Raw genomic sequence first — 14447 nt, 5'->3', positions numbered from 1 at the left:
GCAACAAAGTGAATATTTTGTCGTGTTCACGCAAAAAACCGAACGATTTGTTATTTTTACCTACCTTTGTTGCGCAACTGCACAGGAAAACGCTACGCAAACAGGAAACGCCGGTGGCAACATGCTGTCCAGGATGCGATTTTTCATGTTATTTATGAAATAAATAAAAAGAAGATGTAAATAAAATGTTTTTTCTATCGATCTGCATCACGTTTCTGCGTCATTGCTGTTGAGAAGATAACAGCAAGTGATAGTTTATTTGACATTATGGATTGTTACTGCACAAGCAGGCAAAACCAGACACTCGTTTATAATGAGCGAATGTCTGGTTTTTTTGTTTCCAGGGTTTGAATAATGAAGATTGCCAAGATACTCAACAACAACGTCGTGACCGTGATTGACGAAAACAATAATGAGTCGGTTGTCATGGGCCGGGGATTGGGGTTCAAAAAGCATACTGGCGATCGGCTGGATGAGTCGTTGATTGAACGTGTGTTTGTGATGAAAAGCGGTGAGTTGACGTCGCGGCTGCAAGAGCTGCTATCTGAAATCCCGCTGGAAGTGATAACAACGGCGGATAAAATCATCCTGCTGGCGAAAGCGCGTCTGCCGGGAAAACTGCAAAACAGCATCTACATCTCTTTGACCGACCACTGTCATTTTGCGATAGAACGTCACAAGCAAGGGGTAAATATTCGTAACGTGTTGCAGTGGGAGATTAAGCGGCTTTATCCGAAAGAATTTGCGGTTGGTATGGAAGCGCTGGATATTATTGAGCAGCGTCTGTTCGTTCGCTTGCCGGAAGATGAAGCGGGTTTCATTGCATTACATTTAGTCAATGCCCAGCTTGATAGTGAAATGCCAGAGGTTATTCAGATTACCAAGATCATGCAGGAGATACTGAATATTGTTAAATACCAGTTAAATCTGGATTATGACGAGCAGGCGCTAAGCTATCATCGGTTTGTCACTCATTTGAAATTCTTTGCGCAACGACTCATTGGGAAAAGCACCGTTTTTAGCGATGATGAATCGCTACACGATGTGGTTAAAGAAAAATATTCGTTGTCCTACCATTGCGCAGAAAAAATACAGACGCATATCTGTCAGCAATATTGTTATGCCTTGACCAAAGAAGAATTGATGTTTTTGACTATTCATATTGAACGTGTCAGGACGGAGAGTTGCCTGAAAAAAATGAATTAACATTAGTAAAAATAAATTTGCTTTGCATCACATAATTCTTATTTGTTTTCCATAAACTACTTGCAATGTTTTCGGGTTAGGTAATAGGATTTAATCAGGTTAATTAAAAAAAACAGGATTGTAACTGTCAGCAAGTGAAACTTGTTTTCAGGCAAAACCTAAATCATTTTGTTCCCCGGTTATTGACGGCGAGGAAAATGATTTGGGTTTTTTTTTATCTCAAAAATAGCATTGGATGAGCGTAACATCCTGATTTATATGTGTAGTTATCAGTGTTAAGGATAGGCAATGAAATATAAGACATTAGCCAGTGAGATACTTGAAGGCGTGGGTGGACGCGATAATGTAAATAGCGTAATACATTGTGCGACACGGTTACGTTTTAAATTAAAAAATAACAAGAAGGCGGATGCGGTTGCCCTTAAAAATAACCCCGGCGTTATTATGGTGGTTGAAAGTGGAGGTCAGTTTCAGGTTGTTGTGGGTAATCATGTCAGCGAGGTTTATCAGGATCTGCTCGATGTTTCCGGTATTGGCGAAGGGGAGGCAAATACGCCGGGAGACGGTGAGAAGGAGAATATTTTCTCGCGTCTCATCGATATTATTGCTGGTATATTCACGCCACTGATGGGCGTTATGGCCGCATCCGGGATCCTGAAAGGATTTTTGGCGTTGAGCCTGGCCTGTGGCTGGATGGTGGAAAGTAGCGGCACCTATAAGTTGTTATTTTCCACCAGTGATGCACTGTTTTATTTCTTCCCAATAATATTAGGTTATACCGCCGGTAAAAAATTTGGCGGCAATCCTTTTGTGACGATGGCGATTGGCGGCGCGCTGGTGCATCCGACCATGATTGCTGAATTTAATGCTATGTCGGCGGCGGATTATCAGCCATTACATTTTCTCGGCATTCCCATTACGTTTATCAATTATGCTTCATCGGTTATTCCGATTATTTTTGCCGCGTGGGTTTCCTGCAAACTGGAAAAACCACTGAACGCTTTCCTGCACGCCAATATCCGTAACTTCCTGACGCCGGCCCTGTGTTTGCTGATTACCGTACCGCTGACGTTTTTAGCCATCGGTCCGGTGACCACTTGGCTAAGCTATCAGCTGGCGCATGGCTATCAGTTGATCTATGGCGCAAATCAAACCATTGCCGGCGGCTTTATGGGCGGTCTGTGGCAGATCTTCGTCATGTTCGGTCTGCACTGGGGATTCGTGCCGCTGATGATCAACAACCTGAGCGCATTGGGGCATGACACGCTGATCGCCGTATTAACGCCGGCGGTATTGGCGCAGGCAGGCGCGGCGCTGGGCGTCTCTCTGCGCACCAAGGACGCAAAGTTGAAAGGCATTGCGGGTTCGGCATTTCCGGCCGGGATTTTCGGTATCACCGAACCGGCTATCTATGGCGTCAACCTTCCTTTGCGTCGTCCGTTTATCTTCGGCTGCATCGGCGGGGCGCTCGGCGGCGCGATTGCCGGCTATTTCGGCACCACACAGTACTCTTTCGGCCTGCCCAGTATCTTCGCCTTTACGCAAATCATCCCGCCGACTGGAATGGATATCACCGTGTGGGGGGGAATCATCGGCTCGGCTGTCTCCTTTGTATTCTCTGCGGTGGCCAGCTACCTGTTTGGGATAAAAAAAGAACCCGTAGCGGCTCCGTCGGTTGAAGCCGTACGGGAGGAACGCGCCGCGCCAGTACGTCAGCAATCCATCGGCAGTCCGATCGAAGGCGCAACCCATCCATTGGAACAGGTCAGCGATCAGACGTTTGCCAGCGGACTGATGGGAAAAGGCGTTGCTATCAAGCCGCAGAGCGGGCGAGTGGTTTCACCGGTCAATGGCGTTGTCGCATCGTTGTTTAAAACCAATCATGCGATTGGCCTGGAGTCCGATCAAGGCGCCGAAATATTGATTCACATCGGGATTGATACCGTAAAACTGAACGGACAGTATTTTACTGCCCACGTTAAAACCGGGGATGTGGTCAAGCAGGGCGATCTCCTGGTGGAGTTTGACTATCAGGCCATTGAAGCGGCGGGATATGACACGATCACGCCGGTCATTATTACCAACAGCGATGATTACATCGATGTATTACCTGTAGCGGGTGATTCCGTAGCGGAACAGTCCCCGTTGTTAACCTTGATTATTTGATTGTTAAACAGTTACTACCCGAATTGGGGAGGAGATTAAAAATGAGCCACCGTTTTCCTGACGATTTTTTATGGGGCGGCGCGATCGCGGCCAATCAGGTAGAAGGCGCTTACTTAACGGACGGTAAAGGGTTATCCACCTCCGATTTGCAACCGCAGGGTGTTTTTGGCGAGATTGTGGAGAGAACCGAGGGCGATAGCGGCATAAAGGACGTGGCGATCGATTTCTATCACCGCTATCCGGAAGATATCGCGTTATTTGCCGAAATGGGCTTCAAGTGTCTGCGTACCTCGATCGCCTGGACGCGCATTTTCCCGCAAGGCGATGAAGAGACGCCAAACGAAGCCGGACTGGCATTCTACGATCGCCTGTTTGACGAAATGGCCAAACATCATATTCAGCCATTAGTGACGTTGTCACATTACGAAATGCCCTATGGTCTGGTGAAAAACCATGGCGGCTGGGGCAATCGTCAGGTGATTGCATTCTTTGAACGCTATGCGCGCACGGTATTTCAGCGTTTTCAGCATAAGGTTAAATACTGGCTGACGTTTAACGAGATTAATATGTCGCTGCATGCGCCGTTCACCGGCGTTGGTCTGCCGGAAGGCAGCGATAAGGCGGCGATTTATCAGGCGATCCACCATCAACTGGTGGCCAGCGCGAAAGCGGTAAAAGCCTGTCATGAAATTATTCCCGACGCCAAAATCGGCAACATGTTGCTGGGCGGTCTGCTTTACCCGCTGACCTGTAAACCGGCTGATGTACTGGAAACGCTGCGGCAGAACCGCGAATGGATGTTCTTTGGCGATGTTCAGGCACGCGGCAGTTACCCCTCCTATATGAAGCGTTTCTTTAAACAAAATGCTATCGAGCTACAGATAACGGATGATGACCGGGATTCGCTCAAGGAAACCGTCGATTTCATCTCCTTTAGCTATTACATGAGCGGTTGCGTCACCACCGATGAAGAACTCAATCAAAAGGCACGCGCTAATATCCTGAATATGGTGCCCAATCCTCATCTGGAAAGTTCGGAATGGGGTTGGCAGATCGATCCTGAAGGGCTGCGCATCCTGTTGAATGTGTTGTATGACCGTTATCAGAAGCCGCTGTTTATTGTGGAGAACGGGTTAGGCGCCAAAGACCGGATTGAAAGCGATGGCAGCATCAATGATGACTACCGTATTCAGTACCTTAACGATCACCTGGTTCAGGTTGGCGAGGCGCTGGAAGATGGTGTCGAGGTGCTGGGGTACACCAGTTGGGGGCCTATCGATTTGGTCAGCGCGTCGAAAGCGGAAATGTCGAAACGCTACGGTTTTATTTATGTCGATCGTGACGACCAGGGTAATGGCACGCTGGAGCGTAAACGGAAGAAAAGTTTTTACTGGTATCGCGATGTGATTAACAGCCATGGTGACGCGCTGAAATAGGTTTAATGCCCCCTGAATCGTCGGCAGACCAGATCGCTTACCGTGCCGGCCGACGATTTATGGTTTTATCGCTGCGGATCGGATATTGACATGAATAGACGAGAATTATTGATAAAAGCTGCCGTGGTTGCTTCGTGCATCAAAGCATGGCCGGTGCAGAACGCACAGGCGAAAGCGGGTTCATCGGTACGGACGGGAACCGCTGCCGCGGCTACGACTCCGGCGCAGCGCTATCTGCAACTGGCTGACGCTTTGACGCCGGCGTTGCCGGAGGTTGCCTATCCGGCGCTATCGGTGGTGGAGCCGAAAGCGGATAAAAGCCACCTGCTGGGGTATGTCATGGAGAACACCGCCGGCGTGGAAACGTTGGCGCAACGCACGTTTAAAACCGGAGACAGCGTGATTGTCGATTTCGGCGATCATTACACGGGATTTCTGACCTTCCTGTTAGGCTGGAAAGGGGTTTCCTGTGATTCGCCGGCACGTTTACGCTTGACCTTTGGGGAAGTGGTCACTGATGTCGCGGAATCCCTTTATCCCTATAACGGCTGGATTAGCGCCGCCTGGCTGCCGGAAGAGATCATCAATGTCGATTTTCTTCCTGCGCCGGTAAGAATCGACCGCCGGCACGCTTTTCGCTATGTGAAAATTGATGTGATTGCGACCTCATCCAACTTCAGCGTCACATTCGATGATCTCCAGGTTCAGGCGGTGTCATCGGCAGGTGAGGACAAACAACGTCCCGAACGGTATGACAGTCCCCTGTGGCGGGATATCGATAAAGCCAGTATCAGGACGCTGCGTGAATGTATGCAAACGGTCTTTGAAGATGGCCCGAAACGAGATCGGCGGCTATGGTTGGGAGACCTGCGCCTACAGGCATTGGCTAACTATGTCAGCTTCAATAATACGGATTTAGTGCGCCGCTGCCTTTATCTCTTTGCGGGTCTGCAACGTGATGATGGTTATGTTACCGCATGCGTTTATGAAAAGCCGACGCCCAGAATAGGGGAAGTGGTGCTGCTTGATTATGCCGCGCTGTTTGGCTGTGTCCTGCTGGATTATTTTCGTGCCAGTCAGGATAAAGCGACCGCTGTTGAACTGTGGCCGATAGCGAAAAAACAAATTGAGTTGCTGCTGCAACATGTGAATCAGGACGGTCTCTTCATTATACCGGAAAAAGATTATGTTTTTATTGACTGGAACAGCGGGGAAGATCAGGACGCCGCAATACAAGGAATAGACAAACAGACGGCGATGCAGGGAGTATTGATTTATAGCTGTCAGCGCTTAATTGAATTAGGAAAAACTATTCTCCCCACAGAGAATATGGATGCGGTCGCCGAAAAAATGACGAAAATGACGGCCGCAGCCAGAGAAGCATTTTATGATCCGGCATTGCAATTATTTATTAGCGGGAAAAATCGGCAAATATCCTGGGCGTCGCAAATATGGATGGCATTAGCTAATGTATTACCCCAGAAAGAACGCGCTATTTCTTTACAGAAAGTGATGAAAACCTCTGAGGCAATTCGACCGCTGACCCCTTATTTATATCATCATATGGTTGACGCGCTGGTGCAGGGTGGATTAACAATGGAAGCCAAAAAACTGGTCGAAAATTATTGGGGAGGAATGATAAAAGCGGGAGCGGATACCTTTTGGGAAGCCTTTGATCCTGATAATCCTCAGGCTTCGCCGTATGGCAGCAAGCAAATTAATAGCTATTGTCATGCGTGGAGTTGTACGCCAGGCTATTTTATTCGTACCCAATTTAGGAAATAGAAAAATACTGATATTACATAAGTGAGCTAACGCTCAGCAAATTTTTATTAAAAATCACGAACAGATACTGACGATAGTATCGAGTATTCCTTTGTTTTTATTTTAACTATGTATTCTATCTGGAAAATATTATGCGTAAAAAACACTACTCTCTAAAACTCATTGTATTATTAATATCATCAGCTATTTTATCTAATAGTGCGATGGCGGCGGCGTTAACGATAGAAGAAAGGCTGGCATTGCTGGAAAAGGAATTAGCGGAAAATAAACAAGAATTACAATCAACGAAACAAGAATTACGTGAATACAAATCGATCGTTGAACACAAACAGCAGGTGGCAACCAGCAGTATTGAGAAACCAACCGGCCAGGAGCGTATTGTTACTGAAGTGGTAGCGCCCCAGCAGGCAGGCACGCAGCAAACGGCCGCCGCCACAGAGCAGAAATCACTGACGCTGCATGAGCTTAGCAAATTCATCAAGGATGATATTGGTTTCAGCTATCGTGGATACTTCCGGTCAGGGTGGGCCACCGGTACGCGCGGCGCGCCGAAGTCTTATGCTATCGGTTCCGTGGGGCGCTTCGGTAACGAAAACGGCGCCTGGTTCGATCTGGAACTGGCGCAGAAAGTGTACGACCAGGACGGCAAGGTAGCTAAAGCGGTGGTCATGCTGGATGGCAATGTGGGTTTGCAGTACAGCGGGGGCTGGTTTGACAAGGATTCGGAAAATGTGCTCGCATTTTCAGATATTTATTTAACTACCAAGGGATTCCTTCCCTTCGCGCCGGAAGCGGATTTCTGGGTGGGCAAACACAATATGCCGGTCTATGAAATTCAGATGCTGGACTGGAAGAGTCACCGCACCAACGCTGGCGCGGGCGTCGGTATTGAAAACTGGCAGCTCGGCCCCGGCAAGCTGAATGTGTCGCTGACCCGTCAGGATCTGGACGCGCACGCGGTGGATTATGAAACCTCGGGCAATACGCAGCAGGTAAATAGCAATTCCATTGACCTGCGCTATAAAGATCTTCCATTGTGGGATAAAGCCACGCTGGAAGTTTTCGGCCGGTATGCGATGGCGAACCGCAATGACACCAATAGAAGTAATGAAAATGACGGCAGTTACTATAGCGTGAAAGATTCCTGGCACGCCGGCGTTATTTTGCGACAGAATTTTACCGGCGGCGGCTTTAATGAGTTTACTCTGCAAGGGGCGGATAATTCTATCGCCAGCGGCTTTGCGCTTATTTCCGATGCCAACCCGTCCTATGGCTATAATGACGATTATTATGGCGAACACAGCTATGGCAAGGCGTTCCGTTTAATTTCACAAGGGGAAATGTATTTACATCCCAACGTGATTATGGCTAATGCTCTGGTCTATTCCCGCGGCAGTGATATATACAGCTATGATACCGGCGCGCATACCGATTTTGAAAGTGTTCGCGCGGTTATTCGTCCGGCTTATATCTGGGATAATAACAACCAGACTGGCGTGGAACTGGGATGGTTTGATCAGAAGAATAAAGCCGGAGGCGCGGAATATCATGAGTCGGGTTATAAAACCACGCTGTTCCATACCATTAAAGTGGACACCAGCATGCTGACATCCCGTCCTGAAATACGTTTCTACGGTACCTATCTGAAGGCATTGGATAATGAAATCAGCCAATTCCAATTTGCGGATAGTAAAAGCGATCAGTTCACCGTGGGGGTACAGGCGGAAGTGTGGTGGTAATAACGACCCGCTAGCGTAAGGGGTTAAATATGGATTATGGCGGCATGAAATTCAGCGCCGGATTTCATGCCGTACCTAATCGAGTTTGTGCAAAAGTTATTCAATTAATTCAACCTCATTGGAATAAGAGAATGAAGGATACTTATGGCTATTAACTGTGAAGTTGTAAAACACGTCACCCAAACCGGTAAATGGTTGGCTGTCGTGGTCATCGCGCTTTGCGCTTTTTCTACCGTCGCGAAGGGGCTGCCGTTCGACGTGGCGGACGGTAAACATGTCCGGGTGATGATCAGCAGCGATGCCAAGAACGAGGCGGATGATGATTTTGCTGTGGCGCATGCGCTGCTGACGCCGACGTTTCAGGTTAAAGGCATCATTGCCGCTCACTATGCCCGCACCGCGCCGTTAATGAAAAGCGATCCCGGCGCCAGCATGGAAAATAGTTATCAGGAATTAAAACATCTGCTGACGCTTATGGAGAAAACCGATGTGCCGGTGTATCGCGGCGCGGTGGACGCGCTCAAAAAGGGGGAAACGTCGCCAGCGTTGAGTGAAGGGACAAAAGCGCTGATTAAAGAGGCGATGAAGGAGGATAATACTCCGCTGTTTGTGCTGGTCATGGGGTCGCTGACGGATGTCTCCGCCGCTTTGCTGGCCGAACCGCGAATTGCGCAGAAAATGACGGTAGTCTGGATTGGCGGCATGCCATATCCGAAAGGCGGCTGGGAATACAATATGTTTAATGACCCGGTTGCCGCGAATGAAGTGTTTAAATCGCAGGTTGCGCTGTGGCAAGTACCGCACAATGTCTATATGTCCGTTCGCGTATCGCTGGCGGAACTGGCCGCCCGAGTCAAACCACAAGGTCAGGTTGGGGAGTATTTGTGGCAGCAGATGATTGATTTCAATAAGAAGATTTCCGCCATTATCAAAGATGTACCCTGGCCGAAAAGTGAAGTGTGGGTGCTGGGGGATAATCCTTCCGTTTCTCTGTTGCTCGACGATCATGAATACAACTACACCCTGCGTGATGCGCCACTGCTGAATGATGATCTTACTTATGCTCCTCAACCTGGCGCGCGTCAGATTCGCGTATATCACGCCGTTGACTCCCGGTTTACGCTGGAGGATTTCTACGCCAAGTTAGCGCTGGCCTATGGAGATAACAAATGAAACGGCCCTTGCGGGCATGCCGCCATCGCTGAGCAGAGAGGAGAATCGACCTGTCGGCGATCGGTTACTTTATGGGGTGGCTTATTACGATGAGTACCTGCCCTATGATCGTCTTGATGAGGACATCAGAATGGTGAACGCGGTGGATATCAATGTGGTAGGCATCGCGGAATCCATCTGGGCTCACTGGAAGTAATACGAAACAACCATAACGATTTATTTGGCTATTCTGTTCGTTATGCTGTTGTTCGTCCCGGGGTGGGGCGCCAATGATAACGCCTGCCAGCAAGAGAACCTCAACAGCGCATGTCTTGTGCCAGCTTAATGGTGGCCGCGATGTTGCGCGCCGTGAGGCGAACATTCTCTGCCGCATCCTTCAACGCTTCTTCCAACGAACAGATATGGTAGAGCACGCTGAACACCGCATCCAGCCCATGTTCATGCACCACGCCGACATCCGCCGTCAGGCTACCCGCAATCCCCACCACCGGCTTGTTATAGCGTTTCGCTACGCGCGCCACGCCAATCGGCACCTTGCCGTGGATCGTTTGGCTGTCGATACGTCCTTCTCCGGTAATGACCAGCGACGCATCCCGCACCAGTTCGTCCAATCCCAGCGCTTCCGTCACAATCTCAATCCCCTGACGCAACTCCGCCCCGCAAAACGCCTGTAGCGCCGCGCCGATGCCTCCACCCGCGCCTGCGCCCGGCACCTGTTCGACATCTATAGCCATATCGCGCCGGATCACCTCGGCGTAATGCTTCAACGCGGCGTCCAATTGCCTAACCATGGCTTCCGTCGCCCCTTTCTGCGGGCCGAATATCGCAGAGGCCCCCAGTTTCCCGGTTAATGGGTTGGTGACATCGCAGGCCACCTCAATGCGACACTGTTTGATGCGCGCATCCAGTTTGCTGATATCTATATGAGCCAGATTTTCCAGCGCGCCGCCGCCAAAGCCAATCTGCCCGCCATTTTTATCGATCAGATTGGCCCCCAGCGCCTGCGCCATACCCGCGCCGCCGTCATTGGTCGCGCTGCCGCCGATGCCAATAATGCAGTGGCGCACCCCGAGGTCCAGCGCGTGGCGGATCAGTTCTCCCGTACCATAGCTGGTCGTCAGCAGCGGATTACGCTGCGCCATCGGTACCTGCTCCAAACCGCTGGCGGCGGCCATTTCGATAAACGCCGTTTTTTTATCACCCGACAGGCCGAAAAACGCATCTATTTCCTCTCCCAGCGGACCGGTTACCGAAACCTTGACAATCCGGCCTCCGGTCGCGGCAACCATCGCATCCACCGTGCCTTCGCCGCCGTCCGCCAGCGGAAGTTTAACGTAACAGGCATCAGGAAATATCTCCCGGAAACCGGCTTCAATCTGCGTCGCTACGTCTTGGGCTGATAAACTTTCTTTATAAGAATCCGGTGCGATAACGATTTTCATAAACGATCCGATTTTATAAATGCGCCGTTTGCATTACGCTGCTGCGATGAGCCGACGCCGATCAAAAGCCGGGCCGATACAAAAAAGGTAACGTCCCGGCTTGTTGCATCAGTGTGTTACTTCGACCTTCGCCAGCTTCTCGTAGTAGCGGATCAGAACGCTATGGTCCGCCGAACCGAGATCGTCGGCTTTCAGCGCTTGCATCATTTCCATCACCGCCGCGGTCAGCGGCAGCTGCGCGCCAACGCCGTGCGAGGTATCCAGCGCATTGGCCAGATCCTTGATATGCAGATCGATGCGGAAGCCCGGTTTGAAATTGCGATCCAGCACCATCGGCGCCTTGGTATCCAGCACGGTACTGCCGGCCAGACCGCCGCGGATCGCCTGGTACACCAGCTCAGGGTTAACGCCCGCTTTGGTCGCCAGCGTCAGCGCTTCCGACATCGCGGCAATGTTCAGCGCCACGATCACCTGATTCGCCAGTTTGGTCACGTTGCCCGCCCCGATATCACCGGTATGCACCACCGAACCGGCCATGGCTTTCAGTACATCATGACAGCGATCGAACAGCGCCTTGTCGCCGCCCACCATGACCGACAGCGTACCGTCAATGGCTTTCGGTTCACCCCCGCTGACCGGCGCATCCAGCATGGCGATGCCTTTTTCCGCCAGCACGGCGGCGATTTCACGGCTGGCGATCGGCGCGATGGAGCTCATATCAACCACCACGGTTTCCCGGCGCGCCCCTTCGATGACGCCGTTTTCCCCCAGCACTACCTCTTTGACGTGCGGCGAGTTCGGCAACATGGTAATGACGATGTCGCTCTGTTCCGCCACCGCTTTTGGCGTATCGGCAGCGACGGCTCCGGCTGCGACGACATCGGCAACGGCTTCTCTATTCCGGTCCATCACGATCAACGAGTAACCCGCCTTAATCAGGTTTTTACTCATTGGTTTTCCCATGATACCCAGTCCAATAAAACCAATTTTCATGACGATAGCCTTTATTGTCCGATCTTAAATGATGGGTTAGGTTTACGGCCTGAAAGGCCGTGGTTGCGTGAATTACTTTTTAAACTTGTCGCACAGCGCTTGCGTTGCGCCGCGGAACACGCCCAGATCGCTGCCGACGGCGACAAAGCGGGCTCCCCATTCCAGATAGCGCCGGGCGTCCGCCTCTACCGGCGCCAGAATACCGCTCGGTTTGCCGTGCGCCGCCGCGCGTTCCAGGATATGCCGGATCACTTTCTGCACTTCGGCATGATTCGGTTGCCCCAGATAACCCAACGCGGCGGAGAGATCGCCCGGTCCGACGAAAATGCCGTCAACCCCGTCCACGGCGGCGATAGCATCCAGATTGTCCACGCCTGCCGGACTTTCGATCTGTACCAGAACGGTGATGTTGTCGTTAATCGTGGCGAAGTAGTTGGGTTCCGTGCCGAACGCATTGCTGCGATGTCCCACTGACACGCCGCGGATACCGGCGGGCGGATAACGCGTCGACGCTACGGCGCGCACGGCTTCTTCTTCCGTTTCCACAAACGGGATCAGAAAATTGTAAAAACCGATATCCAGCAACCGTTTGATAATTACCGGTTCATTGCAGGGCGGGCGCACTACCGGCGCGCTGTGGCTGCCTTTCAGCGCCATCAGTTGCGGAATAAACGACAGTACATCGTTTGGCGAATGTTCGCCGTCCAGCACCAGCCAGTCGAATCCGGCCAGTCCCAGTATTTCGGTGGTGGTCGGATTTCCCAGCCCGCACCAGCAGCCGATAAGCGTTTTTTGTTGCTGCAAATCCTGACGGAAGCGGTTAGGTAAGAGCGGCGTTTTCATTTTTCATCCTCAGTGATTAGCGGCTTTAAAAAACAAAGCCGCTTGTGGTGTTGCTATTTTGCCGTCGGCATGGCGAATTCCGGGCCTTGCGCAATGCTGTCCGGCCAACGCTGCATAATGCTCTTGTAACGGGTGTAGAAACGGATAGCCTCTTCGCCGTAGGCGTGATGTTCACCGAACAGCGAGCGTTTCCATCCGCCAAAGGAGTGCCAGGCCATAGGCACGGGAATGGGAACATTGATGCCCACCATGCCGGCTTTGACGGTGCGCGCGAACGTACGGGCGATACCGCCGTCACGCGTAAAGCAGACGGCGCCGTTGCCGAACTCATGGTCATTGGCCAGTTCAACCGCTTCTGCAAATGTCGGCACCCGCACGATAGAGAGCACCGGGCCGAAGATCTCCTCGCGATAGATGGTCATTTCCGGCGTGACGTCGTCAAACAGCGTTGCGCCGACGAAATAGCCGTTTTCCGCTCCCGGCGCGCGGAAATTCCGTCCGTCCGCCAGCAGTCTGGCGCCTTCTTCCACCCCTTTATCAATGTACCCGGTAACGCGCGCCTGGTGTTCGGCGGTCACCAACGGCCCCATCTCGGCCTCGCTATCCGTGCCGTTGCGCACTCGCAGTTTCTCAATACGCGGCAGCAGCTTCTCTACCAGCTCATCGCCGACGGAACCTACCGCCACGGCGACCGAACAGGCCATGCAGCGTTCTCCTGCCGCGCCATATGCCGCGCCAATCAGCGCATCGGCCACCTGATCAAGATCGGCGTCAGGCATAACAATAATATGGTTCTTGGCGCCGCCGAGCGCCTGTACGCGTTTACCCTGCTGGCTGGCCTGCTGATGAATGTATTCGGCGACCGGCGTTGAGCCGACAAAGGAAACGGCTTCCACTTTTGGATGCGTCAACAGGCGATCCACGGCTTCTTTGCCGCCTTGCACCACATTGAAAACGCCGTCCGGCAATCCGGCTTCCTTAAGCAGGCGGGCCAGCATCAGGCTGACGGACGGATCGCGTTCAGACGGTTTCAGCACGAACGTATTGCCGGTCGCCAACGCCATCGGGATCATCCACAGCGGCACCATGATCGGGAAATTGAACGGCGTGATGCCGACGCATACGCCAAGCGCCTGACGCAGGTTCCAGTTATCGATATTGCCGCCGATATTGTCGGAAAATGAGCTTTGCAGCAGGCTGGGCGCGCCGCAGGCAAATTCCACCACTTCGATACCGCGAGTGATTTCGCCCATCGCGTCGGACAGCACTTTGCCGTGTTCACGGGTGATGATTTGCGCCATCTCTTCACTATGTTTTTCCAGCAATTCTTTGAAACGAAACAGAACTCTGGCGCGGCGCAGCGGGGACTGAGACGACCAACCGTCAAACGCGGCGGCGGCGGCTTCGACGGCGAGATCAACGGTTGCCGGACGCGCCAACGCCACCTGAGCCACGACTTCGCCGAGCGCAGGGTTGTATACCGGCTGTTGTCCGTCCTGTTCGCCTTCCACCTCTTTCCCATTGATAAAATGTCGGATTCTTTCCATTACAGCATTTCCTCACTCTTTCGGTTCATGGAGAAATAAATAACGCGGATTAAAACGGCGGTTTTTTCACCACCGCGTCTTTTCTTGCCTTGACGCCTGGCGGTATTCAGGCGTCAA

General features: G+C 51.6%; 11 protein-coding genes. 7 read left to right on the top strand and 4 right to left on the bottom strand.

The window, feature by feature from the left end; genetic code table 11:
- Positions 1 to 354: 354 nt before the first annotated feature.
- The 7 genes from licT (at position 355) to B4923_RS04250 (ending at position 9701) form a co-directional block, all read left to right on the top strand.
- Positions 355 to 1206 (top strand): BglG family transcription antiterminator LicT, encoded by an 852-nt coding sequence (gene licT, locus B4923_RS04280; RefSeq protein ID WP_109053138.1) that lies wholly within the window; start codon positions 355 to 357, stop codon positions 1204 to 1206.
- Between the two features lie 288 nt (positions 1207 to 1494).
- Entirely contained in the window at positions 1495 to 3372 is a 1878-nt protein-coding gene (bglF, locus tag B4923_RS04275) for a PTS beta-glucoside transporter subunit IIABC (protein WP_109053137.1), read from the top strand.
- Positions 3373 to 3413: 41 nt separating this feature from the next.
- Positions 3414 to 4808: a glycoside hydrolase family 1 protein gene (locus B4923_RS04270; RefSeq protein WP_109053136.1), complete on the top strand. Its 1395-nt coding sequence runs from the start codon at positions 3414 to 3416 to the stop codon at positions 4806 to 4808.
- A gap of 90 nt (positions 4809 to 4898) precedes the next feature.
- A complete protein-coding gene (locus B4923_RS04265; RefSeq protein WP_211313922.1) occupies positions 4899 to 6593 on the top strand; it encodes an alpha-L-rhamnosidase-related protein in 1695 nt (564 codons plus the stop codon).
- 131 nt (positions 6594 to 6724) lie between these two features.
- Positions 6725 to 8332 (top strand): carbohydrate porin, encoded by a 1608-nt coding sequence (locus tag B4923_RS04260; RefSeq protein WP_109053135.1) that lies wholly within the window; start codon positions 6725 to 6727, stop codon positions 8330 to 8332.
- A 144-nt stretch (positions 8333 to 8476) separates the two neighbouring features.
- On the top strand, positions 8477 to 9505 hold the full coding sequence (locus tag B4923_RS04255) for a nucleoside hydrolase (protein ID WP_109053134.1): 1029 nt from the start codon (positions 8477 to 8479) through the stop codon (positions 9503 to 9505).
- Positions 9489 to 9701 carry a hypothetical protein gene (locus B4923_RS04250; RefSeq protein ID WP_109053133.1) on the top strand — a complete coding sequence of 71 codons (213 nt, stop codon included), beginning with the start codon at positions 9489 to 9491 and terminating at the stop codon, positions 9699 to 9701. Before B4923_RS04255 ends, B4923_RS04250 begins: the two co-directional genes overlap by 17 nt.
- 100 nt (positions 9702 to 9801) lie before the next feature.
- Here B4923_RS04250 and B4923_RS04245 read toward each other — a convergent pair whose 3' ends face one another.
- The 4 genes from B4923_RS04245 to B4923_RS04230 all read right to left on the bottom strand — a co-directional run bounded on the left by B4923_RS04245 (position 9802) and on the right by B4923_RS04230 (position 14330).
- A complete protein-coding gene (locus B4923_RS04245) occupies positions 9802 to 10947 on the bottom strand; it encodes a glycerate kinase (RefSeq protein WP_109053132.1) in 1146 nt (381 codons plus the stop codon).
- Positions 10948 to 11055: 108 nt separating this feature from the next.
- Positions 11056 to 11946 carry a 2-hydroxy-3-oxopropionate reductase gene (garR, locus tag B4923_RS04240; RefSeq protein ID WP_109053131.1) on the bottom strand — a complete coding sequence of 297 codons (891 nt, stop codon included), beginning with the start codon at positions 11944 to 11946 and terminating at the stop codon, positions 11056 to 11058.
- A gap of 66 nt (positions 11947 to 12012) precedes the next feature.
- Positions 12013 to 12783: a 2-dehydro-3-deoxyglucarate aldolase gene (gene garL / locus B4923_RS04235; RefSeq protein ID WP_109053130.1), complete on the bottom strand. Its 771-nt coding sequence runs from the start codon at positions 12781 to 12783 to the stop codon at positions 12013 to 12015.
- 53 nt (positions 12784 to 12836) lie between these two features.
- Positions 12837 to 14330 (bottom strand): CoA-acylating methylmalonate-semialdehyde dehydrogenase, encoded by a 1494-nt coding sequence (locus B4923_RS04230; RefSeq protein ID WP_109053129.1) that lies wholly within the window; start codon positions 14328 to 14330, stop codon positions 12837 to 12839.
- Positions 14331 to 14447: the final 117 nt, after the last annotated feature.

Origin of the sequence: Brenneria roseae subsp. americana (assembly GCF_003115815.1) — a bacterium.
GTDB classification, from domain to species: domain Bacteria; phylum Pseudomonadota; class Gammaproteobacteria; order Enterobacterales; family Enterobacteriaceae; genus Brenneria; species Brenneria roseae.
Note: the sequence above shows the minus strand (reverse complement) of the source record. Positions and strands in the feature narration are given on the sequence as shown.

Coding starts and splice junctions, on each gene's coding strand:
- garL (WP_109053130.1), bottom strand. CDS start 12,783: ATGAAAACGCCGCTCTTACCTAACCGCTTCCGTCAGGATTTGCAGCAA.
- licT (WP_109053138.1), top strand. CDS start 355: ATGAAGATTGCCAAGATACTCAACAACAACGTCGTGACCGTGATTGAC.
- B4923_RS04260 (WP_109053135.1), top strand. CDS start 6,725: ATGCGTAAAAAACACTACTCTCTAAAACTCATTGTATTATTAATATCA.
- B4923_RS04265 (WP_211313922.1), top strand. CDS start 4,899: ATGAATAGACGAGAATTATTGATAAAAGCTGCCGTGGTTGCTTCGTGC.
- B4923_RS04250 (WP_109053133.1), top strand. CDS start 9,489: ATGGAGATAACAAATGAAACGGCCCTTGCGGGCATGCCGCCATCGCTG.
- bglF (WP_109053137.1), top strand. CDS start 1,495: ATGAAATATAAGACATTAGCCAGTGAGATACTTGAAGGCGTGGGTGGA.
- B4923_RS04245 (WP_109053132.1), bottom strand. CDS start 10,947: ATGAAAATCGTTATCGCACCGGATTCTTATAAAGAAAGTTTATCAGCC.
- B4923_RS04255 (WP_109053134.1), top strand. CDS start 8,477: ATGGCTATTAACTGTGAAGTTGTAAAACACGTCACCCAAACCGGTAAA.
- B4923_RS04270 (WP_109053136.1), top strand. CDS start 3,414: ATGAGCCACCGTTTTCCTGACGATTTTTTATGGGGCGGCGCGATCGCG.
- B4923_RS04230 (WP_109053129.1), bottom strand. CDS start 14,330: ATGGAAAGAATCCGACATTTTATCAATGGGAAAGAGGTGGAAGGCGAA.